Origin of the sequence: Streptomyces sp. RK9, from assembly GCF_045070545.1 — a bacterium.
Taxonomy (GTDB): Bacteria; Actinomycetota; Actinomycetes; order Streptomycetales; family Streptomycetaceae; genus Streptomyces; species Streptomyces alboflavus.
This window is the reverse complement of the sequence record NZ_CP173705.1, coordinates 578,007-600,837: the sequence shown is the minus strand read 5'-3', so window position 1 is coordinate 600,837 and position 22,831 is coordinate 578,007. Positions and strand designations below refer to the sequence as shown.

The window sequence follows — 22,831 nt, the reverse complement described above, 5'->3', positions numbered from 1 at the left end:
GGGGGGGGGGGGGGGGGGGGGGGGGGGGGGGGGGGGTGCGGGGGGGGGGGGGGGGGGGGGGGGGCGGCGCCCCCCCCCCCCCCCCGCGCCCCCCCCCCCGCCGCCCCCCCCCCCCCCCCGCCCGCGCCCGCAAGCGGGAACACCGAAGCCCTGGACGCCGAAGGGCGAAGGTGATCCCGACGGTGCGGGTCACGGACGCTTTGTGCTCACCGCAAGAGGCCGGATCGCGGTAGCGGCGGCATGCGGGCCGACGCGGCCCAAATGCGCGAGCGTCCATACGGCCCGCTGGCCCCACGCGGAAGCTCCCGGCCGGACGGCGGGCGTGGCCATGACGGGGGCGAAGAACCCGCTGTGGCTGGGGCGGTCGGCGGAGCGGCTTTAGGCAGCCACTTTGGGGCGAGCCTCTAAGATCATGGCCCCGATTCGGGCTGTTGCGGGCAGGCGAGGTGCTGCCCGAATCGCGGCCAGCGTAAGGGGCCATGATCACTCGCCCCAAAGCAGCTCCCGCCCAAAGCTGCTCCACCGACCGCGTGCCTGTGTGCAGGACCTGGCGGGGTGGTCGGCGTGGGTCTTCCGCGTGCCGAAGTGCCCTCAGTCGAACCAGGTGGAGAGCAGGCCTGCGGTGGTCGCACATGCCAGGCCGAGAGAAGCCAGGATCGCAGGAGCAGTCACTTCCGGAGCTTGATCAAGGCCCACTAGTTCGATGCGCTCCCGAATGTGCAGGACATCGCCCCAGGTGCTCTCACTGGGAACTTCCTCCTGCACTCGGCGGCTCCGCTCTGCGTCCGAGAGAGCGGGATCGTTCATGATCTCGCTGTACCTCTGAAGCTTGCGCCTGAGATCTTTCCGCCTTCCGCTGACCCTCCTCCAGAGCAACCAGACCCCGCCCCCTGGCAGGATGCCGCCAGCAAGCGTCAGAATGCTGATCGTGAGCTTCACCTCTGCACCATGAGGTCTGCGTCACGTGACCGGAAGACCTCGGACTTGATCCACATCTGACATCCGTTACTGACATCAACGGCTGCGCACCCGGGCAGACACCAGCGGTCACGGACAGCTAACGTCACAGGTCAGTGACCTATCTCACCACTGCGTTCGCTGCCGTTATGAGAATGGGATGATGTCAGGCATGAAGGGACGAGTCCTTGTCGTCGACGACGACACCGCACTGGCCGAGATGCTCGGGATTGTGCTGCGTGGTGAAGGTTTTGAGCCGTCGTTCGTAGCTGATGGCGACAAGGCGCTGGCCGCTTTCCGGGAGGCCAAGCCCGATCTGGTCCTCCTCGACCTGATGCTGCCCGGACGGGACGGCATCGAGGTGTGCCGCCTGATCAGGGCGGAGTCCGGGGTGCCCATCGTCATGCTCACGGCTAAGAGCGACACCGTGGATGTGGTGGTCGGTCTGGAGTCGGGGGCCGACGACTACATCGTCAAGCCGTTCAAGCCCAAGGAGCTGGTGGCCCGCATCCGTGCGCGGCTGCGCCGCTCCGAGGAGCCCGCGCCGGAGCAGCTGGCCATCGGTGACCTGGTCATCGACGTGGCCGGGCACTCCGTGAAGCGGGACGGGCAGTCGATCGCGCTGACGCCGCTGGAGTTCGACCTGCTGGTCGCGCTCGCGCGCAAGCCGTGGCAGGTGTTCACGCGCGAGGTGCTCCTGGAGCAGGTCTGGGGCTACCGGCACGCGGCCGACACCCGTCTGGTGAATGTGCATGTGCAGCGGCTGCGCTCCAAGGTCGAGCGCGACCCGGAGCGCCCGGAGATCGTCGTGACCGTCCGTGGCGTCGGTTACAAGGCCGGACCGAGCTGACATGTCCCGCGACAGTTCCTCTCCGGCGCCCGGCGAACCGGGAGCGCGGCCGGGGCGGACTGTGCGGCCGCCGAGCCCGCCGCGGCGCGGCCCGCGGTTCGGGGCGCTGGTCGACAGCGGTCTGATGCTGCAGGGCGGGGTGCAGGGCAGCAGCCCGCTGCTGCGGCTCTTCACGCGCTGGGTGCGCCGCCCGCTGCTGCCGATGATGCGGCTGTGGCGGCGCAACATCCAGCTGAAAGTCGTCGTCACGACGCTCCTGATGTCGCTCGGCGTGGTGCTGCTGCTCGGCTTCGTCGTCATGAGTTCGGTCAGCAACGGCCTGCTCAAGGCCAAGGTGAACGCGGCCCAGAGCCAGGCCGACGGCGGCTTCCGGGCCGCCCAGGAGCAGGCCAACACCGCCCACCAGCCCACCGGCCAGGGCGGCGACGCCGCGGACGGTCCCACCGCGCAGAACGCCGCCGTGTGGCTGTCCGAGCTGGCCGAGCAGCTCGCCAGCGGCGGCCAGAACGCCTTCTACGTAGTCACGCTCAGCTCCAGCGCGAGCGACAGCGGCAGCGTGCGCGGGCCCAGGGCCTCCGGCGGCGTGGACCCGATCCAGAGCGTGCCCGTGGACCTGCGCGACCGGGTCGACGGCGGCTCCCTCGCGTACCAGAGCAATACGCGCATCGACTTCATCGACCACCGCGAGTCCCAGCCCGGCCTGGTCATCGGCAAGCAGCTGAGCGACCTGAACGGCGACTCGTACCAGCTCTACTACCTCTTCCCGCTGACGCAGGAAGAGGAGTCGATGAACCTGGTGCGCGGCACGCTCGCCACGGCCGGTCTCTTCGTGGTGGTGCTCCTCGGGGCCATCGCCTGGCTGGTGGTGCGCCAGGTCGTCACGCCCGTGCGGATGGCGGCAGGGATCGCCGAGCGGCTGTCCGCGGGGCGCCTTCAGGAACGCATGAAGGTCACCGGCGAGGACGACATCGCGCGCCTCGGCGAGGCCTTCAACAAGATGGCGTCGAACCTCCAGCTGAAGATCCAGCAGCTGGAGGAGCTGTCGCGGATGCAGCGGCGGTTCGTCTCCGACGTGTCGCACGAGCTGCGTACGCCGCTGACGACCGTGCGGATGGCCGCCGACGTCATCCATGAGGCGCGCGTCGACTTCGACCCGGTGACGGCCCGCTCCGCGGAGCTCCTCGCCGACCAGCTCGACCGCTTCGAGTCGCTGCTCGCCGACCTCCTCGAGATCAGCCGGTTCGACGCGGGCGCGGCGGCCCTGGAGGCCGAGCCGATAGACCTGCGCGAGGTCGTACGCCGTGTCGTCGGCGGCGCGGAGCCGCTGGCGGAGCGCAAGGGCACCCACATACGGGTCGTCGGCGACCAGCAACCCGTCGTCGCCGAGGCGGACGCGCGGCGGGTGGAGCGGGTCCTGCGGAACCTCGTCGTCAACGCCGTGGAGCACGGCGACGGCAAGGACGTGGTGGTCCGCCTCGCGGCCGCGGGCGGCGCGGTCGCCGTGGCGGTGCGGGACTACGGAGTCGGGCTCAAGCCCGGCGAGGCCACGCGCGTCTTCAGCCGCTTCTGGCGGGCCGACCCGGCACGCGCGCGTACCACCGGTGGTACGGGCCTCGGGCTCTCCATCGCCCTTGAGGACGCCCGGCTGCACGGCGGGTGGCTGCAGGCGTGGGGCGAGCCGGGCGGCGGATCGCAGTTCCGGCTCACGCTGCCGCGCACGGCCGACGAGCCGCTGCGGGGCTCGCCGATACCCCTGGAGCCCGACGACTCCCGCCGCCACCGCGGCCTCAACGGCGCGGGACTGCCCCTCGCAGGCGGTACGAAGCGGGCCACGGTGCCCCACCAGGCGCCCCCGGACCGGGTGCCGCCGCCTGTGCCCGCCAAGGCGCCGATCGCGCCGCGGCTCGCCCGCGCGGCCGCCCTGGACGTGGATCCGACGGCGTTGCCGGGCAGCGGGGCGCGGGTCGTACCGCGGCAGGCCTGGGAGGAGTCGGGGGCGGAGCGGGCTCCCGGAGAGGGCGGGGAGTCCGACGCGGACGTCGAGAACAGCTCCTACGGAGAGGTCGATTCGCCTACGGGCGCCGAGGCGTCCGTGGAGGCCGCGCAGTCCAGGGGGGCCGACGCCGTCGTGGACGGTGACGCTCCCCTCAGCACGGGCGCAACCGTGGACCGTGACACCCCCAACAGCACGGACGCTTCTGCGGACAGTGACGTCAGCACCGGAGCGGACGCCGGCGCGGGCAGGGAAGAGGAGGCCTCGCGTGGGCGCTGAGGGTCAACTGCGGGGGCGCGCGCGCCCGCTGCGCGCCGGTGTGGTGCTCGCCGCGTGCGGTGCGCTGATCGCCGGATGCGCCTCCATGCCCGACGAGGGCAACATGAAGAAGGTCGAGGCCTCCCAGCGGCCCGACTCGCAGTCCCAGGTGCGGGTGTACGCCATGCCGCCGCCGGAGGACGCGGGCGCCGTCGACATCGTCCAGGGCTTCCTGGAGGCGCTGACCAGCGACGACCCGGACTTCGCCATCGCACGGAAGTACCTGACGAAGAAGGCGTCGCAGAACTGGCACCCGGAGCGCTCCACCACGGTGCTCGCCGACGGCCCGAACACGGTCGCGGACAACGTGGGCAACAACAACGAGGGCGAGCGTACGTACTCGCTGACCGGCCGCAGGCTCGCCACCGTCAACGAGCAGCGCGCGTACAAGCCCGACGCGCGGCCGTACAAGCAGTCCGTGCACCTCACCCAGCAGAGCGGCCCGAACGGCCCGGTGTGGCGCATCGACGTCCCGCCCGCGGGTGTCGTGCTCGGCGAGTCCGACTTCGAGCGGAACTACCAGGCCGTCAACAAGTACTACTTCGCGCTGCCCCCGGGGAACGTGAAGACCCGTGACAGGCCCGGCGGCCAGCAGGGGCTCGTCGCCGACCCCATCTACGTACGCCAGCGCATCGACCCGCTGACCGAGACGGTGAAGGCGCTGCTCGACGGGCCCACCAACTGGCTCACGCCGGTGGTCCGTTCGGCGGTCCCGATGGGCGCGCGGCTGGCCTCCGACACCAAGTCGCTGACGCCCGACGACAAGAACAAGCTGGTCGTGCCGCTGAACGCGCGCGCCGACACGCTCGGGCACGACCAGTGCACGCAGGTGGCCGCCCAACTGCTCTTCACGCTCCAGGACCTGACGGCCTCCGGGGTGGAGCAGGTGGAACTGCAGCGCAAGAACGGCTCGCAGCTGTGCGTCCTCAGCAAGGACCGCGCCGAGACCGTCGCGCCGCACCGCACGGCGGACCTCCCGGCGTACCAGTACTTCATCGACGAGAAGAAGCGGCTCGTGCGGATGCCCGGCAACGCGGGCAGCAACGCCGCGCCCGAGCCGGTGAGCGGGCCGTTCGGCGACGAGTCGCAGCCGCTGCGCTCGGCGGCGGTGTCGCGCGACGAGGAGCACGCGGCCGGTGTGTCCACCGACGGGCGGCGGCTGTACACGACGTCGGTGGTGTCCAAGTCCACGCTCGGCGGCCCGGAGCTGCGCTCCCGCGCCAAGTCGGACAAGGACGGCCTCTCGACGCCCAGTTGGGACGGGCGGGGCAATCTGTGGGTGGCCGACCGGGACCCGAAGCGGCCGCGGCTGCTCTGGCTCTCGGAGGGCACCGGCGAGCCGGTCCAGGTCCATGTCCCCGACCTCAACGGGCGCATCGAGGCGGTGCGGGTCGCGGCCGACGGGGTGCGGGTCGCGCTCCTGGTGACGAAGAACGGCGAGACCAAGCTCCAGATCGGCCGCGTCGAGTGGCCGGACGGCAAGGGCGGACAGCCCGACATCTCCGTGGTCGAGCTGCTGGAGGCGGCCCCGCAGATGGAGGAGGTCACCGCCATGTCCTGGGCGGGCGTCAGCCGCCTCGTGGTGGTGGGCCGCGAGTCCGGCGGTGTGCAGCAGATGCGGTACGTCCAGTGCGACGGTTCCGCGCGCACGGGTGCGACGCTGCCCGGCCTGACCGGTGCGAAGGAGATCGCCGCGTCGGAGGACGAGCGGCAGCCGCTGGTGGCGCACTCGGACGACGGGATCGTCCGGCTGCCGTCCGGGGCGCAGTGGCAGACGGTGGTCAAGGAGGGGACGGCGCCGATCTATCCCGGGTGAGCCGGTCCGCCAACAGCGCTTCGGCGCAGCTCAGTCGGGGTGCGCCGAGTTATCCACAGGCGGTTGTCCACAGGGGTGGCCGGGCGGCGCGCGGGTTGGCACAGTGGGGACATGCGGGGGTGGTGGCAGGACCTCACGGATCTGGTGCTACCGGCTGACTGCGCGGGCTGCGGGAGGCCGCGCGTGGCGCTGTGCGCCGGTTGCCGGGCCGCTCTGTGCGGGGCGGCGCCGCGCAGGGTGCGGCCGGATCCGGAGCCGCGCGGGCTTCCGGTCGTGCACGCGGCCGCGGCGTACGGGGAAGCGGTGCGGGCGGTGCTGCTCGCGCACAAGGAGCGGGGCGCGCTGCCGCTGGCCGGGGCGCTCGGCTCGGCGCTCGCGGGGGCGGTGCGGTCGGCGGTGCGGGCCGCGGCGGTGGACGGGCCGGGTCCCGTGGGCGGCGCGGGTCAAGCTCCCGGCGGGTCCGTGCTGTTGGTGCCGGTGCCGTCCGCGCGACGGTCCGTGCGGGCGCGGGGGCACGACCCGGTGCGGCGGATCGCGCTGGCGGCGGCGGGGGAGCTGCGGCGCGCCGGGATGCCGGTGAGCGTGCTGTCCGTGCTGCGGCAGCGGCGCGCGGTCGCGGACCAGGCGGGGCTCAACTCCCGTCAGCGGCAGGTGAACCTGTCGGGTGCGCTGGAGGTGGCGGCCGGTGCGGGGCCGCTGCTGCGGGACGTGGGGCGGATCGTCGTCGTGGACGACCTCATGACGACGGGTGCGTCGCTGGCCGAGGCGGCGCGGGCGTTGGGATGCGTATGTGGCGTACACGGGGTAGGCGACAGGGCAGGGGGAGCAGGGGACGCGAGGGCGAGGGGGGTCGGTGGGACCGGCGAGACCGGACGGAGGGCACAGGTGGCGGCGGAGCGCCAGGGCGGGAACCGGCCAAGCTGGGACGGCCGGGACCGCGTCGGGGAAGCGACCGGGAAAGGGGGCCCTGCCAGCGGAATGCCTTGTTTAAACATCATCCGGGCCGCAGTTGTCGCCACTTCCGCGACTTCTTTCGAAATAAACCGGAACTGACCGAGAACTTTCATCGTTGCAGGTAGTGAGAGGGCCTATCCACCCGAATGGAGGTACGTGTCAGTAGAGGGTGACGACATCCGTCCGGGCGAGATATGTTCGGTTGTGAGGAACGGCGGACTGCGCCCCTCGCATATCGGAATGCCGGTCTTCTGGGTTCTCCGCAATCACCCGGGACCGGTGGGTGGAGATCTTGTCCACGGGGGAGGAGGAGGTGGAAGTCACCGAGTCCGAGGCTCCGGGAGTTTCCGGGGCCTGGTGCAAAAGGGAGAAGCTCCGCCGAAGCGGCGGAGCGATCCGGGAACGGAGTTCTGCGTGGACATCGTCGTCAAGGGCCGCAAGACCGAGGTGCCCGAGCGGTTCCGCAAGCACGTGGCCGAGAAGCTGAAGCTGGACAAGATCCAGAAGCTCGACGGCAAGGTGATCAGCCTCGACGTCGAGGTGTCCAAGGAAACCAACCCGCGTCAGGCCGACCGTTCCGACCGCGTGGAGATCACCGTCCGCGGGCGCGGACCCGTGATCCGCGCGGAGGCCTCGGCAGCAGATCCGTACGCGGCGCTCGACCTGGCCACCGCCAAGCTCGACGCACGACTGCGCAAGCAGCACGAAAAGCGCCACAACAGGCGCGGCAACGGCAGGCTCACCGCCGCCGAAGTGGCCGCCCGGGTCCCGGACGCGGCGCATCTCAACGGAGACGGCAGCCTGGTCCGCGACGAAGAGCCCGAGGGCGTGCCCACCACCAGGATCGGCTCCCTGGAGATCCAGGGCGAAGGCCCCCTCGTGGTCCGCGAGAAGACGCACGTCGCGGCACCCATGTCCCTCGACCAGGCGCTCTACGAGATGGAACTGGTCGGACACGACTTCTATCTGTACGTCGACTCCGAGACCAAGGAACCCAGCGTCGTCTACCGACGGCACGCCTACGACTACGGCGTCATCCGCCTCAACACCGACCCCATGGTCACGCACCCGCAGCCGGCCGGCGGGAGCGGTGTCCTCGGCGGCTGAAGGGCCCTTCGAGGAGCGCGTGATCGGTGCCCCTGGAGCGCGTGTGCGCCCCCAGGGGCACCCCCGTGCGACCACTGCGCGCACGACCGGGGCGCCGAGCATGGAATCATGGGCCGGACGGCCCAACCCGCTTGACTCTGCCCAGGGTTGGTGCAGCCACGGCAAGAGACGGGCCCTGGCCTTCAGGGGGAGGAACGATGGCGGACAGCTTCGGACCGATGCGGAGCGAGGATGCCGGTGACGGCATCGGCATCGGCACGGACGCGGGCGCCCCGCGCAAGGAGCCGATCAGGGTCCTGGTCGTGGACGACCACGCGCTCTTCCGTCGCGGCCTGGAGATCGTCCTCGCCGCCGAGGAGGACATCCAGGTGGTCGGGGAGGCCGGCGACGGCGCCGAGGCGGTGGACAAGGCCGCTGACCTGCTGCCCGACATCGTGCTCATGGACGTACGGATGCCGAAGCGCGGCGGCATCGAGGCGTGCACCTCCATCAAGGAGGTGGCGCCCAGCGCCAAGATCATCATGCTGACGATCAGCGACGAGGAAGCGGACCTCTACGACGCCATCAAGGCGGGCGCGACGGGCTATCTCCTGAAGGAGATCTCCACCGACGAGGTCGCCACGGCGATCCGCGCGGTGGCCGACGGGCAGTCGCAGATCAGCCCGTCCATGGCCTCGAAGCTGCTCACGGAGTTCAAGTCCATGATCCAGCGGACGGACGAGCGGCGGCTCGTGCCCGCGCCCCGGCTCACCGACCGGGAGCTGGAAGTCCTCAAGCTCGTCGCCACGGGGATGAACAACCGCGACATCGCCAAGGAGCTGTTCATCTCCGAGAACACCGTGAAGAACCACGTGCGCAACATCCTGGAGAAGCTGCAGCTGCACTCCAGGATGGAGGCCGTGGTCTACGCGATGCGGGAGAAGATCCTCGAGATCCGCTGACCCCGGGCCTCGGCCCGGGCCCGGTGCGGGCGGGCGGGAGGCCCGGGCGGGTCGGAGGTCAGCTGACCGCGCGGACCAGCTCCCCGGTCAGCTCCGGGCGGTCCACGCGCTCGATCCGTACGGAGTCGCAGTCCACCCAGCGCGCCGCCTCCAGGAGCGCCTGCGCCACCCCGGGCACCGCCTTCGGCCCTTCCAGGGACACCTGCTTGGCCACCAGCGTGGAGCCCTCGCGCGCGGGGTCCACCCGGCCGACCAGACGGCCGCCCGCGAGGACCGGCATCGCGAAGTAGCCGTACACCCGCTTCGGCTTGGGGACGTAGGCCTCCAGGCGGTGGGTGAAGCCGAAGATCCGCTCCGTGCGCGCACGCTCCCAGATGAGGGAGTCGAACGGTGACAGGAGCGTCGTGCGGTGGCGACCGCGCGGGGGTGTGGCCAGTGCCTGCGGGTCCGCCCAGGCCGGCTTGTCCCAGCCCGCCACCGTCACCGGGACCAGGCCCGAGTCCGCCACCACCGCGTCGAACTCCTCGCCCTTCAGGCGGTGGTAGTCGGCGATGTCCGCGCGCGTGCCGACGCCGAGGGAGCGGCCCGCGAGGGCGACCAGGCGGCGCACGCACTCCCTGTCGTCCAGGTCGTCGTGCAGCAGCTCGTCCGGGATCGCGCGCTCCGCGAGGTCGTACACCCGCTTCCAGGAGCGGCGCTCCGTGCACACCACCTCGCCGTACATCAGGGCGCGCTCCACGGCGATCTTGGAGTCGGACCAGTCCCACCACTCGCCCTTGTTCTTCGCGCCGCCCAACTCCGTCGCCGTCAGCGGGCCTTCGGCGCGGAGCTGCTTGATGACCTGGTCGTACGCGCCGTCCGGGAGGTCGTGGTGCCAGTGCGGGCGGGAGCGGTAGGCGCGGCGGCGGAAGGCGAAGTGGGGCCACTCCTCGACGGGGAGGATGCAGGCCGCGTGCGACCAGTACTCGAAGGCGTGCGGGGCCGTCGTGCCCGGGGTGGGGGTCCAGTACGCCGACTCGACCTTCTTGCGGCCCACCGCGCCCAGGCGGGCGTACGGGATCAGTTCGTGGGAGCGGGCCAGGACCGAGATCGTGTCCAGTTGGACGGCGCCCAGGTGACGGAGCACGCCTCGGACGCCCGAGGTGCGGTCGGGGGCGCCGAGGAAGCCCTGGGCTCGCAGGGCGATGCGGCGGGCCTCGTCGGCGGAGAGGGTCAGCTCGGGGCTCGGCATGCTCGTCGTCATGGTCGGAACGATAGGGGGAGGGTCTGACAGTGGGGGTGGGGTGTCCTTCGCGGGGCGCCCCAGTCCCGCCCCTTCACCGAAACCGGGGTGCTGCGCCCCCTGGACCCCAGCCGTCGCGTCGCCCGTCCCGTGCGGGTGGGGCGGGTCTGCGCCGGTCGCGCTGCGCGCTCGTCCTCAAGCGCCGGACGGGCTGGACGGTTGCCGGGGCGGCTGCATGGGCGGGCTGCCGGGGTGGGTGTCCCCTTCGGGTGGGACAGCCCGACCCGATCGGCGCTTCGCGCCTCGTCCTCAAGCGCCGGACGGGCTGAGAACTTCGCCGGACGGGCTGGAAGCCTCGCCGAGCGGGCTGACCTGTGCTCCGCGTCGTCGTCAGATGCCGGTCGTCCGGCTGGGGAGGTACGGCTGGAGCGACGGGAGGCCGATGTCCGAGGGGAGCAGGGCTGCTACCCAGCAGTCGCGGAGGGTGCCCTTGTTGAGGAGGGCCGCGCGGAGGGTGCCCTCGACGGTGAAGCCCGCCTTCTCGGCGACCGCGCGGGAGCCGCGGTTGCCGACCTCCGCGCGCCACTCCAGGCGGGTGCAGCCCAGGCGGTCGAACGCCCAGTGGGCCACGGCCTGCACGATCTCGGTCATGTAGCCCTGGCCCCGGTGCTCGCCGGCGGTCCAGAAGCCGATCTCCCAGGCGCCCGAGCGCGGATGGTGCAGGCTCGTCGCGGCGAGCAGCGGGCCGCCGCCGCGCGGGCGCACCGCCCAGGTGTACTCCATGTCGTACCGCCAGCCGTCCGGGACCATGCGGCCGACGAAGCCCTCGGCGTCCACGCGCGCGTAGGGCGACGGGATCGTCGTCCAGCGCTGGATCTCGGGATCCTGGCAGGCCGCGTACACCTCGTCGATGTCGTCCGGCGTGAAGGTGCGCAGCAGCAGGCGCTCGGTGGTCAGCGTGACGGGCTCCATCGGCTGATTCTGCTCGTGGCGGAGCGGACGACGCCAGCGGTTTGTGGGGGAGGGGGGTCGGTGAGGGAGGATTCGGGGGGTGGGGACGGCACCTTCGTGGGTGCCCGGGCGTTGACGTCATGGCAGACCTCCCGGCACGGCCGGGTCCTCGCATACGATGGCCGTTGCCCGACGAGTAAAACCGACCGTGCCAGGCCCGACCGGCAAGGAGACCAACCCCCGTGTCCGTCCTCTCGAAGATCATGCGTGCAGGCGAAGGCAAGATCCTGCGCAAGCTGCACCGCATCGCGGACCAGGTCAACTCCATCGAAGAGGACTTCACCGCCCTCTCCGACGCCGAGCTGCGCGCGTTGACCGCGGAGTACAAGGAGCGGTACGCCGACGGCGAAACCCTCGACGACCTCCTGCCGGAAGCCTTCGCCACGGTCCGCGAGGCCGCCAAGCGCGTCCTCGGCCAGCGTCACTACGACGTGCAGATGATGGGCGGCGCGGCCCTGCACCTCGGCTATGTCGCGGAGATGAAGACCGGTGAGGGCAAGACGCTGGTCGGCACCCTGCCCGCGTATCTGAACGCACTCTCGGGCAAGGGCGTGCACCTGATCACGGTCAATGACTACCTGGCCGAGCGCGACTCCGAAATGATGGGTCGCGTCCACAAGTTCCTCGGCCTGAGCGTCGGCTGCATCCTCGCGAACATGCCGCCCGCCGAGCGTCGCGAGATGTACAACTGCGACATCACGTACGGCACGAACAACGAGTTCGGCTTCGACTACCTCCGCGACAACATGGCGTGGTCGCAGGAAGAGCTGGTCCAGCGCGGCCACAACTTCGCGATCGTGGACGAGGTCGACTCGATCCTCGTCGACGAGGCGCGTACGCCGCTGATCATCTCCGGCCCCGCCGACCAGGCCACCAAGTGGTACGGCGACTTCGCCAAGCTGGTGACCCGCCTCACCAAGGGCAAGCCCGGCGAGCCCCTGAAGGGCATCGAGGAGACCGGGGACTACGAGGTCGACGAGAAGAAGCGCACCGTCGGCATCCACGAGTCCGGCGTCGCCAAGGTCGAGGACTGGCTGGGCATCGACAACCTCTACGAGTCGGTGAACACCCCGCTCGTGGGTTACCTGAACAACGCCATCAAGGCCAAGGAACTCTTCAAGAAGGACAAGGACTACGTCGTCATCGACGGCGAAGTCATGATCGTCGACGAGCACACCGGCCGTATCCTCGCCGGCCGCCGCTACAACGAGGGCATGCACCAGGCGATCGAGGCGAAGGAAGGGGTGGACATCAAGGACGAGAACCAGACCCTCGCCACGATCACCCTGCAGAACTTCTTCCGCCTCTACAAGCGCGCGGACCACGAGGGCAAGGAAGTCCCCGGCCTCTCCGGCATGACCGGTACGGCCATGACCGAGGCCGCCGAGTTCCACCAGATCTACAAGCTGGGCGTCGTCCCGATCCCGACGAACCGGCCCATGGTCCGCGCCGACCAGTCGGACCTGATCTACCGCACCGAGGTCGCCAAGTTCGCCGCCGTCGTCGACGACATCGCCGAGAAGCACGAGAAGGGCCAGCCGATCCTCGTCGGCACCACCTCCGTCGAGAAGTCGGAGTACCTCTCGCAGCAGCTCTCCAAGCGCGGCGTCCAGCACGAGGTCCTGAACGCCAAGCAGCACGACCGGGAGGCGACGATCGTCGCCCAGGCCGGCCGCAAGGGCGCCGTCACCGTCGCCACGAACATGGCGGGACGAGGCACCGACATCAAGCTCGGCGGCAACCCCGACGACCTCGCCGAGGCGGAGCTGCGCCAGCGCGGCCTCGACCCGGTCGAGCACGTCGAGGAGTGGGCCGCCGCGCTGCCCGCCGCCCTGGAGAAGGCCGAGCGCTCCGTGCAGGCCGAGTTCGAAGAGGTCAAGGAGCTCGGCGGGCTCTACGTCCTCGGCACCGAGCGGCACGAGTCCCGCCGCATCGACAACCAGCTGCGCGGCCGCTCCGGCCGCCAGGGCGACCCCGGCGAGTCCCGTTTCTACCTGTCCCTCGGCGACGACCTGATGCGCCTGTTCAAGGCCCAGATGGTCGAGCGCGTGATGTCGATGGCCAACGTCCCCGACGACGTGCCGATCGAGAACAAGATGGTCACCCGTGCCATCGCCTCCGCGCAGTCCCAGGTCGAGCAGCAGAACTTCGAGACCCGCAAGAACGTCCTCAAGTACGACGAGGTCCTCAACCGCCAGCGCGAGGTCATCTACGGCGAGCGCCGCCGCGTCCTGAAGGGCGAGGACCTGCACGAGCAGATCGTGCACTTCATGGACGACACCATCGACGCCTACGTCTCCGCCGAGGCCGCCGAGGGCTTCGCCGAGGAGTGGGACCTCGACCGGCTGTGGAGCGCCTTCAAGCAGCTCTACCCGGTGAAGGTCACCATCGAGGAGCTGGAGGACGAGGTCGGCGACCGCGCCGGACTGACCGCCGAGTTCATCTCCGAGGCCATCAAGGACGACGTCCACGCGCAGTACGAGGCCCGTGAGGCCCAGCTCGGCTCCGACATCATGCGTGAGCTGGAGCGCCGCGTCGTGCTCTCCGTCCTCGACCGCAAGTGGCGCGAGCACCTCTACGAGATGGACTACCTCCAGGAGGGCATCGGCCTGCGCGCCATGGCGCAGAAGGACCCCCTGGTCGAGTACCAGCGCGAGGGCTTCGACATGTTCAACGCCATGATGGACGGCATCAAGGAGGAGTCCGTCGGCTATCTGTTCAACCTGGAGGTCCAGGTCGAGCAGCAGGTCGAGGAGGTCCCGGTGTCGGACAGCGCGCCCTCGCTCTCCAAGGACGGCGTCCAGGACGCGGTCCCGGCCGGCGCCCGCCCGGAGATCCGCGCCAAGGGCCTCGACGCCCCGCAGCGCCCCGACCGCCTGCACTTCCAGGCGCCGAACGCCGAGGGCGGTGTCGACGAGGGCGACTTCGCGACCTCCGACCAGCCGTCCGGCAGCACGACGCCGGCGTCCGGCGACGGCATGACCCGCGCGGAGCGCCGCAAGGCCCAGAAGGGCGGACGGCGCCGCAAGAAGTAGCGCGACTGCCGCGCGCAGGGCGCTAGCGCGGCAGCAGGGTTGGTGAGGGGCCGGGCACCGGGTGGTGTCCGGCCCTTCGCGTCGGCGGCTGTCGGCTCGGGTGGGAAGCCGGTCATGCCTGGTGAAGCGGCCGTCAGCCCCGCTGCCGCGGCCGTCAGCCCCGGAGGAGTGGCCGTCAGCCCCGGTGCAGCGGCGGGCCCGCCACCTCCACCGCCGTGCAGCGCCAGCGCTGGTCGTCGCCCCGGTGCAGACGGAACGCGAGGGCGCGTAACGCCGTGCCCGCGCCCACGCGCGCGAACACCTCGAAGACCCCGGGGCGCACCTCGTAGTGCCCGACGCGGTGCACGGCCGGGCGGTGGCCGCCGACCGTGCCCAGAGGGCGGCTCTCGGCCAGGCGGGCCAGGTCGTCGTACGCGGTGTGGGCGATGTGACGGGCCACCCAGTGCAGGGGGCGCTGGCCGCTGAGGACCAGCATCAGGCGCTCCGTGAACAGCTCGGTGGGGTGCGGGGGCGGCTGGACCGGCCTGAGCGGCTGGTGAGGGCGGCGCGGCTCGGGTACGCGGGAGTCGTGGCGGCCGGGTGGGCGGCTTCCCGGCGGCCGGCTGCCCGGGGGCCGCGTGGCCGGTGGACGAGGGCCGCCGGGGCGGCGGCGCGGCCTGGTCATGACCTTGGGCATGGGGGCGGGGGACGGGTGCCGCGGAGTGGCTGCCCAGGGGCCGTGGGCGTGGGCGGGGCGGGAGGCGGTCGAGGGCTCGTGATGCATGGTGTGGCTCCGTTCGGGGCGTCGGGTGCCGGGTGCCGGGCGTCCGGTGTCAGGCGACTGGTGCCGGGCGTGGGGCGTCAGCGTCGCGCGGCCCGGAGTACCGGGAAGTAACTTGCGCTGGGGATCTTGTACGGCCCGCCGGGCGGGCGCCGCAACGGTCGCCGAGGGAGCCCGGGGGTCACGCGGTGGTTCACTCATCTGGGTGAGCGGGGGTGGTCCGGGGCCTGTGTTCACCGGGTCTTGGCGGGTGATGACCGGGACCGGGGTGGACGCGGCCGGGGGCTCGGGCGGCAGCTCGAAGGGGGACGCCCGCACGTATCCTGGGGGCCCGTCCCGGGAGTCCTGGAGGCCCCTCCCGGGAGCCTTCGCGACTACGAAAGCGGCCAGCCATGCGCGTGTACGTTCCCCTGACACTGCCCCGTCTCGCGCAGGCGCACGAGGCCGGTGAACTGGGCCCCGGGCCGCTGACCGCGTACGCCGTGACGCCCGCGCTGCGCGAGTGGTACGTCTCGGACGACCTCGAGGAGCTGGAGTACGCGGCCCTGAACCGGGCGGCCCTGCACTCGCTGCGGCTGCTCGCCGGGGAGCCGGGGACCGCCCGGCGGCGGGTCGTCCTCGCGGCCGACGTGCCGGACGGCGCGGCCGTCGTCGACCCCGACCGCGGGCTCGACCGGGGCGCGCTCGGCGAGGTGCGGATCACGGCCGCGCTGCCGTTGGCCAAGGCGGCCGCGGTGCATGTGGACGGCGGGGACGCCGAGGCCGACGTCATCGCCGCGGCGGACGCGCTCGGGGCGGCGGACCAGGGGGACGACGACGCCCAGTTCGTCGTGGACGGGGCCGAGGACCACGAGCTGCTCTGGTTCGCCACGCAGGAGATCCCGAACCTGGTGCGGCCCAAGGCGTAGGCCCCGGGCGGCCGTCGGCCCAGGTGGGGCTTGGGCCGGTGGGCTGTCGGTGGGGCCGGGTACGGTCTTCGGCATGGGGAAGCTACAGCGCGGGGCGCACATCGTTTGGGACTGGAACGGGACCCTTCTGCACGACATCGACGCGGTGATCGGGGCGACGAACGCGTCGTTCCTGGAGATCGGGCTCGAGCCGATCACGCTGGAGCGGTATCGGGATCTGTACTGCGTGCCGGTGCCGCTGTTCTACGAGCGGCTGATGGGGCGGCTGCCCACCGAGGACGAGTGGCTGGTCATGGACGCGGTGTTCCACAAGCACTACGGGACGCGGGTGGACGCGTGCGGGCTCGCCGAGGGGGCGGCCGAGCTGCTTGCCTCGCGGCAGGCGGAGGGGCGTACGCAGTCGTTGTTGTCGCTCGCTCCGCACGAGCAGCTGGTGCCGTTGGTGCGGCGGCACGGGATCGCTGAGCGGTTCGTGCGGATCGACGGGCGTACGGATGCGTCCCATGCCGGGAAGGCCGAGCGGATGGTGCGGCATCTCGGGGAGCTGGGGGAGGTAGAGGCCGGGCGGGTCGTGGTGATCGGGGACGCGTTGGACGACGCCGTGGCCGCGGCTCACGTGGGGGCTCGGGCCGTGCTCTATACCGGTGGGTCGCACAGCCGGGGGAGTCTGGAGGCCGCCGGGGTGCCCGTCGTGGACAGCCTCGGGGAGGCCGTGGAGACCGCGGAGCGGCTGGTCGCCTAGAGGTTCCCCTACGTCACCAGAGGTTCCCCTACGTCACCGGTGCCTTCGCCCTCAGCACCGTCAGGAATTCGCGCATCCAGCGGGAGTGGTCCGGCCAGGCCCGGGCGGAGACGAGGGTGCCGTCGACCACCGCTTCCGCGTCCTGGAAGGTGGCGCCGGCCGACTGCATGTCGAGTTCCAGGGCCGGGTAGGCCGTGACGCGGCGGCCCGCGAGGGCGCCGACGGCCGCGGTGAGCAGGGGGCCGTGGCAGATCTGGGCGACGGGCTTGTCCGCGTCGAAGAAGGACTTGAGGATCTTGCGCAGCTCGGGGTCGCCGCGCAGATACTCGGGGGCGCGCCCGCCCGGGATGACCAGGGCGACGTACTGACCGGGGTCGACCTCGGCGAAGGCCAGGTCGGAGGGCCAGGTGTAGCCCGGCTTCTCGGTGTACGTGTCGAAGCCCGGCTCGAAGTCGTGCACCACGAACTGGAGCTTCTTGCGGGCCGGGGCCGCGATGTGGACGTCGTACCCCTCCTCGCGCAGCCGCTGGTAGGGGTAGAGGACCTCCAGTGACTCCGCCGCGTCACCGGTGACTATCAGGATCTTGGCTGCCATCGCTGTTCGCTCCCAGGGTCGCTGGTGCCGCCAGGGTCGGGTCGCGCGCTGTTCGGTCCGTCACACTCGGGTCGCCGTTCGGTCCGTCACGCCCAACGTGCATCGCCCGGCCGCGTTTGCCAAGAGGGCGCCCGGATCGGGGGCCCGGCGCGCGCCCGTGGCCGGATCGGCACACGATGAGCGTGAGACGACTGTGCAGACTGTCAAAGTTGACCCCCTGGTTTTGTACACATACGGCTCATGACGACTTCCGGGTCCGGGGCGATAGCCTTGTCCCGTGATCAGCGCGATATCCCGCGGAGGCGACGTCGCCTCCGCCCCGCGCCCGGAGACCACGGTGTACACGAACCGTGCCGGGCGCCTCGCTGACGACTCTTCTCGGAGCGTACGGCGCGGACATCGTCGACATCACGGACACCTGGGCCGGCCAACGACTCCGCCGGAATTGGCGGATTTCCGCTCGCTCAGCGCTCATCGCGGCATAACGTCGACCTCGACCGGAGACCCCGCGTCGCGGCGTCATGTCACATCACTTCCTTCTACGTCACGCAACGGCGCGCGACAGGAGTCAGAGGACAATGCAGACCAAGCTGGACGAAGCCAAGGCCGAGCTGCTCGCGCGGGCCGCCCGGGTAGCTGAGAACAGCCCGGTCGGGGGGCGCCTGCCAACGGGAGCACCGACCGGGTCCACGGGCGGGAGCCACGACACCGGCGGGTCGGGTCCGGCCGGGGCCCGCAAGGGCGGCAAGGCCCCCGCGGCCGACCAGGCCACCCCGTCGGACCCCTCCAAGGTGCTCGCGTTCCTCCAGCGGTACTACCTCCACACGGCCCCCGAGGACCTGAGCGACCGCGACCCGGTCGACGTCTTCGGCGCCGCCTACTCCCACTTCCGGCTGGCCGAGAACCGCCCCCAGGGCACCGCCAACGTCCGGGTGCACACCCCGACCGTCGAGGAGAACGGCTGGAACTGCAGCCACTCCATCGTCGAGGTCGTGACCGACGACATGCCGTTCCTGGTGGACTCCGTCACCAACGAGCTGTCCCGGCAGGGCCGCGGCATCCACGTCGTGATCCACCCGCAGGTCGTGGTCCGCCGCGACCTCACCGGCAAGCTCCTCGACGTACTGCCCGAGGGCCAGAACGCCGGCGCCGAGCGCCCGCACGACGCCGTCACCGAGTCCTGGATCCACGTCGAGATCGACCGCGAGACCGACCGCGCCGACCTCAAGCAGATCACCGCCGACCTGCTGCGCATCCTGTCCGACGTCCGCGAGACGGTCGAGGACTGGGACAAGATGCGCGACGCCGCGCTGCGCATCGCCGACGAGCTGCCGACCGAGCCGACCGCCGACGACGTCCGCGACCAGGAGGTCGAGGAGGCCCGCGAGCTGCTCCGCTGGCTGGCCGCCGACCACTTCACGTTCCTCGGCTACCGCGAGTACGACCTGACGGACGAGGACTCCCTCGCCGCCGTCCCCGGCACCGGCCTCGGCATCCTGCGCGCCGACCCGCACCACAGCGAGGGCGACGACCACCACCCGGTCAGCCCGTCCTTCAACCGGCTCCCCGCCGACGCCCGCGCCAAGGCCCGCGAGCACAAGCTGCTCGTCCTGACCAAGGCCAACAGCCGCTCGACCGTGCACCGGCCGAGCTACCTCGACTACGTCGGCGTGAAGAAGTTCGACGAGAACGGCGAGGTCGTCGGCGAGCGCCGCTTCCTCGGCCTGTTCTCCTCGGCCGCGTACACCGAGTCCGTGCGCCGCGTCCCGGTGATCCGCCGCAAGGTCGAGGAGGTCCTCAAGGGCGCGGGCTTCACGCCCAACAGCCACGACGGCCGGGACCTGCTGCAGATCCTGGAGACGTACCCGCGCGACGAGCTGTTCCAGACCCCGGCCGACGAGCTGCGGTCCATCGTCACGTCCGTGCTTTACCTCCAGGAGCGCCGCCGCCTGCGGCTCTACCTGCGCAAGGACGAGTACGGCCGCTACTACTCCGCGCTCGTGTACCTGCCGCGCGACCGCTACACCACCGGCGTCCGGCTGCGGATCATCGACATCCTCAAGGAGGAGCTGAACGGCGCCAGCGTCGACTTCACGGCCTGGAACACCGAGTCGATCCTCTCCCGTATCCACTTCGTCGTCCGTGTCCCCAAGGGCGGCGAGGTCCCCGACCTGTCCGACGCCGACGTCGAGCGCATCGAGGCCCGCCTGGTCGAGGCCGCCCGCTCCTGGGCCGACGGCTTCGGCGAGGCGCTGACCGCCGAGCTCGGCGAGGAGCGCGCGGCGGAGCTGCTCCGCCGGTACGCCAACGCCTTCCCCGAGGGCTACAAGGCCGACCACACCCCGCGCGCCGCCGTCGCCGACCTCGTCCACCTGGAGCGGCTCTCCCAGCAGAGCCAGAAGGACTTCGCGCTCAGCCTGTACGAGCCGGTGGGCGCCGCCCCCGACGAGCGCCGCTTCAAGATCTACCGCTCCGGCGCCCAGATCTCCCTCTCGGCCGTCCTGCCCGTGCTCCAGCGCCTCGGCGTCGAGGTCACCGACGAGCGGCCGTACGAGCTGCGCTGCTCGGACCGCACCAGCGCCTGGATCTACGACTTCGGCCTGCGCATGCCGAAGGCGCAGAACGGCAACGGCGACTACCTGGGCGACGACGGCAGGGCCCGCTTCCAGGAGGCCTTCGCCGCCGCCTGGACCGGCGAGGCCGAGGTCGACGGCTTCAACTCCCTCGTCCTGCGCGCCGGTCTGAACTGGCGCCAGGCGATGGTCCTGCGGGCGTACGCCAAGTACCTGCGCCAGGCGGGCTCCACGTTCAGCCAGGACTACATGGAGGACACCCTCCTCAACAACGTCCACACCACCCGGCTGCTCGTCTCGCTGTTCGAGGCCCGGATGTCCCCGGACCGCCAGCGCGCGGGCACCGAGCTGACCGACGGGCTGCTCGAAGAGCTCGACGGGGCGCTCGACCAGGTCGCCTCGCTCGACGAGGACCGCATCCTGCGCTCCTTCCTCACCGTCATCAAGGCGACGCTGCGCACCAACTTCTTCCAGGAGGCTGCGGGCGGCAAGCCGCACTCGTACGTCTCCATGAAGCTGGACCCGCAGGCCATCCCCGACCTGCCCGAGCCGCGCCCCGCGTACGAGATCTGGGTGTACTCGCCCCGCGTCGAGGGCGTCCACCTGCGCTTCGGCAAGGTCGCGCGCGGCGGTCTTCGCTGGTCCGACCGGCGTGAGGACTTCCGCACGGAGATCCTCGGCCTGGTCAAGGCGCAGATGGTCAAGAACACCGTCATCGTGCCCGTCGGCGCGAAGGGCGGCTTCGTCGCCAAGCAGCTGCCCGACCCGTCCGTGGACCGCGACGCGTGGCTGGCGGAGGGCGTCGCCTGCTACAAGACGTTCATCTCGGCGCTGCTCGACATCACCGACAACCTGGTCGCGGGCGAGGTCGTGCCCCCGGCGGACGTCGTGCGGCACGACGAGGACGACACCTACCTGGTGGTGGCGGCCGACAAGGGCACGGCGACGTTCTCCGACATCGCCAACGAGGTCGCCGAGTCGTACAACTTCTGGCTCGGGGACGCCTTCGCCTCCGGCGGCTCCGCGGGCTACGACCACAAGGGCATGGGCATCACCGCCCGCGGCGCCTGGGAGTCGGTGAAGCGGCACTTCCGCGAGCTGGGCCACGACACCCAGACCGAGGACTTCACCGCGGTCGGCGTCGGCGACATGTCCGGCGACGTGTTCGGCAACGGCATGCTGCTCTCCGAGCACATCCGCCTGGTCGCCGCCTTCGACCACCGGCACATCTTCATCGACCCGAACCCGGACGCGGCCACCTCCTACGCCGAGCGCCGCCGCCTGTTCGAGCTGCCCCGCTCCAGCTGGGCCGACTACAACAAGGAGCTGCTCTCCGCGGGCGGCGGGATCTTCCCCCGCTCCGCCAAGGCGATCCAGCTCAACGCCCACATCCGCCAGGCACTCGGCATCGAGACCGGCGGCGCCAAGATGACCCCGGCCGAGCTGATGCAGGCCATCCTCAAGGCGCCCGTCGACCTGCTGTGGAACGGCGGCATCGGCACGTACGTGAAGGCGGGCGCCGAGTCGCACGCCGACGTCGGCGACAAGGCCAACGACGCCATCCGCGTCGACGGCGCCGACCTGCGCGTGAAGGTCGTCGGCGAGGGCGGCAACCTGGGCCTGACCCAGCTCGGCCGGATCGAGTTCGCCCGTGCGGGCGGCCGCATCAACACCGACGCCATCGACAACAGCGCGGGCGTGGACACCTCCGACCACGAGGTGAACATCAAGATCCTGCTGAACGCCGTGGTGCAGGCCGGGGACATGACGGTCAAGCAGCGCAACAAGCTGCTCGCCGCCATGACCGACGAGGTCGGCCAGCTCGTCCTGCGCAACAACTACGCGCAGAACACCGCGCTCGCCAACTCCGTCTTCGAGTCGCCCTCGCTGCTCCACGCCCACCAGCGGTTCATGCGCCGCCTGGGCCGCGAGGGCCAGCTCGACCGGGGTCTTGAGTTCCTGCCCGCCGACCGGCAGATCCGGGAACTGCTCAGCTCCGGCCGCGGCCTCTCGCAGCCCGAGCTGGCGGTGCTCCTCGCGTACACGAAGATCGTGGCCGCCGACGAGCTGATCCACACGTCGCTGCCCGACGACGACTACCTGCGGCGGCTGCTGCACGCGTACTTCCCGAAGGCACTGCGCGAGAAGTTCGCCGAGCAGGTCGACGCGCACGCGCTGCGCCGCGAGATCATCACGACCGTCCTGGTCAACGACACCGTCAACACCGGTGGTTCGACCTTCCTGCACCGGCTGCGCGAGGAGACCGGGGCCTCCCTGGAGGAGATCGTGCGCGCCCAGCTGTGCGCGCGTGAGATCTTCGGGCTCGGGGAGGTCTGGGACGCCGTCGAGGCCCTCGACAACGAGGTCGCCGCCGACGTGCAGACGCGGGTGCGGCTGCACTGCCGCCGCCTCGTCGAGCGCGGCACGCGCTGGCTGCTCAACAACCGGCCGCAGCCGCTGCAGCTCGCCGAGACCGTCGAGTTCTTCCGCGCGGGTGTCGACCAGGTGTGGACCGAGCTGCCGAAGCTGATGCGCGGCTCCGACCTGGAGTGGTACGAGAACATCCGCGAGGAGCTGGCCGGGGCCGGGGTCCCCGACGATCTCGCGCAGCGGGTCGCCGGGTTCTCCTCGGCCTTCCCGTCGCTCGACATCGTGGCCGTCGCGGACCGCATGGGCAAGGAGCCGCTGGCCGTCGCCGAGATCTACTACGACCTCGCCGACCGGCTGCGGATCACCCAGCTCATGGACCGGATCATCGAGCTGCCGCGGGCCGACCGCTGGCAGTCCATGGCCCGCGCCTCCATCCGCGAGGACCTGTACGCGGCGCACGCCGCGCTGACGGCCGACGTGCTCGCCGTCGGCAACGGCACGGCCACGCCGGAGCAGCGCTTCAAGGCGTGGGAGGACAAGAACGCGGCGATCCTGGGCCGGGCCCGGACCACCCTGGAGGAGATCCAGGGCTCCGACGCCTTCGACCTGGCGAACCTGTCGGTGGCGATGCGGACGATGCGGACGCTGCTGCGCACGCATTCGTAGGCGGTTTCGTAGG

15 protein-coding genes are annotated in these 22,831 nt (G+C 71.3%); 10 read left to right on the top strand and 5 right to left on the bottom strand.

Annotated elements, in window-relative coordinates; translation table 11 throughout:
- Nucleotides 1-591: 591 nt before the first annotated feature.
- Complete coding sequence (locus AB6L24_RS40095; protein ID WP_405664502.1) at nucleotides 592-939, bottom strand: hypothetical protein; 348 nt, start codon at nucleotides 937-939, stop codon at nucleotides 592-594.
- A gap of 178 nt (nucleotides 940-1,117) precedes the next feature.
- On the opposite strand from AB6L24_RS40095, the gene mtrA reads away from it, so the two are divergent.
- The 6 genes from mtrA (at nucleotide 1,118) to AB6L24_RS40065 (ending at nucleotide 8,936) form a co-directional block, all read left to right on the top strand.
- A complete protein-coding gene (gene mtrA, locus AB6L24_RS40090) occupies nucleotides 1,118-1,807 on the top strand; it encodes a two-component system response regulator MtrA (protein ID WP_189176211.1) in 690 nt (229 codons plus the stop codon).
- 1 nt (nucleotide 1,808) lies between these two features.
- Nucleotides 1,809-4,079, top strand: a complete 2,271-nt coding sequence (gene mtrB / locus AB6L24_RS40085; protein ID WP_405664499.1) for an MtrAB system histidine kinase MtrB — start codon at nucleotides 1,809-1,811, stop codon at nucleotides 4,077-4,079.
- The gene (locus AB6L24_RS40080; RefSeq protein ID WP_405664498.1) at nucleotides 4,069-5,934 is read left to right on the top strand and encodes an LpqB family beta-propeller domain-containing protein; all 1,866 of its coding nucleotides are present in this window, start codon (nucleotides 4,069-4,071) and stop codon (nucleotides 5,932-5,934) included. Before mtrB ends, AB6L24_RS40080 begins: the two co-directional genes overlap by 11 nt.
- Nucleotides 5,935-6,045: 111 nt before the next feature.
- Nucleotides 6,046-6,987: a ComF family protein gene (locus AB6L24_RS40075; RefSeq protein WP_405664496.1), complete on the top strand. Its 942-nt coding sequence runs from the start codon at nucleotides 6,046-6,048 to the stop codon at nucleotides 6,985-6,987.
- 315 nt (nucleotides 6,988-7,302) lie between these two features.
- Complete coding sequence (gene hpf, locus AB6L24_RS40070) at nucleotides 7,303-7,995, top strand: ribosome hibernation-promoting factor, HPF/YfiA family (RefSeq protein ID WP_380860548.1); 693 nt, start codon at nucleotides 7,303-7,305, stop codon at nucleotides 7,993-7,995.
- Nucleotides 7,996-8,192: 197 nt separating this feature from the next.
- Entirely contained in the window at nucleotides 8,193-8,936 is a 744-nt protein-coding gene (locus AB6L24_RS40065; RefSeq protein WP_016645733.1) for a response regulator transcription factor, read from the top strand.
- Nucleotides 8,937-8,994: 58 nt separating this feature from the next.
- Here the strand turns inward: AB6L24_RS40065 and AB6L24_RS40060 are convergent, their stop codons facing one another.
- Both AB6L24_RS40060 and AB6L24_RS40055 read right to left on the bottom strand, forming a co-directional pair.
- Nucleotides 8,995-10,179 (bottom strand): winged helix-turn-helix domain-containing protein, encoded by a 1,185-nt coding sequence (locus AB6L24_RS40060; protein WP_405664494.1) that lies wholly within the window; start codon nucleotides 10,177-10,179, stop codon nucleotides 8,995-8,997.
- A gap of 369 nt (nucleotides 10,180-10,548) precedes the next feature.
- On the bottom strand, nucleotides 10,549-11,130 hold the full coding sequence (locus AB6L24_RS40055; RefSeq protein ID WP_405664492.1) for a GNAT family N-acetyltransferase: 582 nt from the start codon (nucleotides 11,128-11,130) through the stop codon (nucleotides 10,549-10,551).
- Between the two features lie 221 nt (nucleotides 11,131-11,351).
- Here AB6L24_RS40055 and secA point away from each other — a divergent pair, with 221 nt between their 5' ends.
- Complete coding sequence (gene secA, locus AB6L24_RS40050) at nucleotides 11,352-14,204, top strand: preprotein translocase subunit SecA (RefSeq protein WP_405664490.1); 2,853 nt, start codon at nucleotides 11,352-11,354, stop codon at nucleotides 14,202-14,204.
- A gap of 175 nt (nucleotides 14,205-14,379) precedes the next feature.
- Here the strand turns inward: secA and AB6L24_RS40045 are convergent, their stop codons facing one another.
- Nucleotides 14,380-14,868, bottom strand: coding sequence for an Rv3235 family protein (locus AB6L24_RS40045; RefSeq protein ID WP_405664552.1), 489 nt, complete (start codon nucleotides 14,866-14,868; stop codon nucleotides 14,380-14,382).
- A 488-nt stretch (nucleotides 14,869-15,356) separates the two neighbouring features.
- Between AB6L24_RS40045 and AB6L24_RS40040 the strand changes: the two genes are divergently transcribed.
- Both AB6L24_RS40040 and AB6L24_RS40035 read left to right on the top strand, forming a co-directional pair.
- Nucleotides 15,357-15,872: a DUF6912 family protein gene (locus AB6L24_RS40040; protein WP_405664488.1), complete on the top strand. Its 516-nt coding sequence runs from the start codon at nucleotides 15,357-15,359 to the stop codon at nucleotides 15,870-15,872.
- 73 nt (nucleotides 15,873-15,945) lie between these two features.
- On the top strand, nucleotides 15,946-16,614 hold the full coding sequence (locus tag AB6L24_RS40035) for an HAD family hydrolase (RefSeq protein WP_405664486.1): 669 nt from the start codon (nucleotides 15,946-15,948) through the stop codon (nucleotides 16,612-16,614).
- 28 nt (nucleotides 16,615-16,642) lie between these two features.
- Here the strand turns inward: AB6L24_RS40035 and AB6L24_RS40030 are convergent, their stop codons facing one another.
- Entirely contained in the window at nucleotides 16,643-17,209 is a 567-nt protein-coding gene (locus AB6L24_RS40030; RefSeq protein ID WP_380860526.1) for a DJ-1/PfpI family protein, read from the bottom strand.
- A gap of 578 nt (nucleotides 17,210-17,787) precedes the next feature.
- Between AB6L24_RS40030 and AB6L24_RS40025 the strand changes: the two genes are divergently transcribed.
- Nucleotides 17,788-22,818, top strand: coding sequence for an NAD-glutamate dehydrogenase (locus AB6L24_RS40025; protein ID WP_405664484.1), 5,031 nt, complete (start codon nucleotides 17,788-17,790; stop codon nucleotides 22,816-22,818).
- Nucleotides 22,819-22,831 lie beyond the last annotated feature (13 nt).

Coding starts and splice junctions, on each gene's coding strand:
- mtrA (WP_189176211.1), top strand. CDS start 1,118: ATGATGTCAGGCATGAAGGGACGAGTCCTTGTCGTCGACGACGACACC.
- mtrB (WP_405664499.1), top strand. CDS start 1,809: ATGTCCCGCGACAGTTCCTCTCCGGCGCCCGGCGAACCGGGAGCGCGG.
- AB6L24_RS40075 (WP_405664496.1), top strand. CDS start 6,046: ATGCGGGGGTGGTGGCAGGACCTCACGGATCTGGTGCTACCGGCTGAC.
- AB6L24_RS40065 (WP_016645733.1), top strand. CDS start 8,193: ATGGCGGACAGCTTCGGACCGATGCGGAGCGAGGATGCCGGTGACGGC.
- AB6L24_RS40060 (WP_405664494.1), bottom strand. CDS start 10,179: ATGACGACGAGCATGCCGAGCCCCGAGCTGACCCTCTCCGCCGACGAG.
- AB6L24_RS40055 (WP_405664492.1), bottom strand. CDS start 11,130: ATGGAGCCCGTCACGCTGACCACCGAGCGCCTGCTGCTGCGCACCTTC.
- AB6L24_RS40045 (WP_405664552.1), bottom strand. CDS start 14,868: ATGACCAGGCCGCGCCGCCGCCCCGGCGGCCCTCGTCCACCGGCCACG.
- AB6L24_RS40040 (WP_405664488.1), top strand. CDS start 15,357: ATGCGCGTGTACGTTCCCCTGACACTGCCCCGTCTCGCGCAGGCGCAC.
- AB6L24_RS40035 (WP_405664486.1), top strand. CDS start 15,946: ATGGGGAAGCTACAGCGCGGGGCGCACATCGTTTGGGACTGGAACGGG.
- AB6L24_RS40030 (WP_380860526.1), bottom strand. CDS start 17,209: ATGGCAGCCAAGATCCTGATAGTCACCGGTGACGCGGCGGAGTCACTG.
- AB6L24_RS40025 (WP_405664484.1), top strand. CDS start 17,788: ATGCAGACCAAGCTGGACGAAGCCAAGGCCGAGCTGCTCGCGCGGGCC.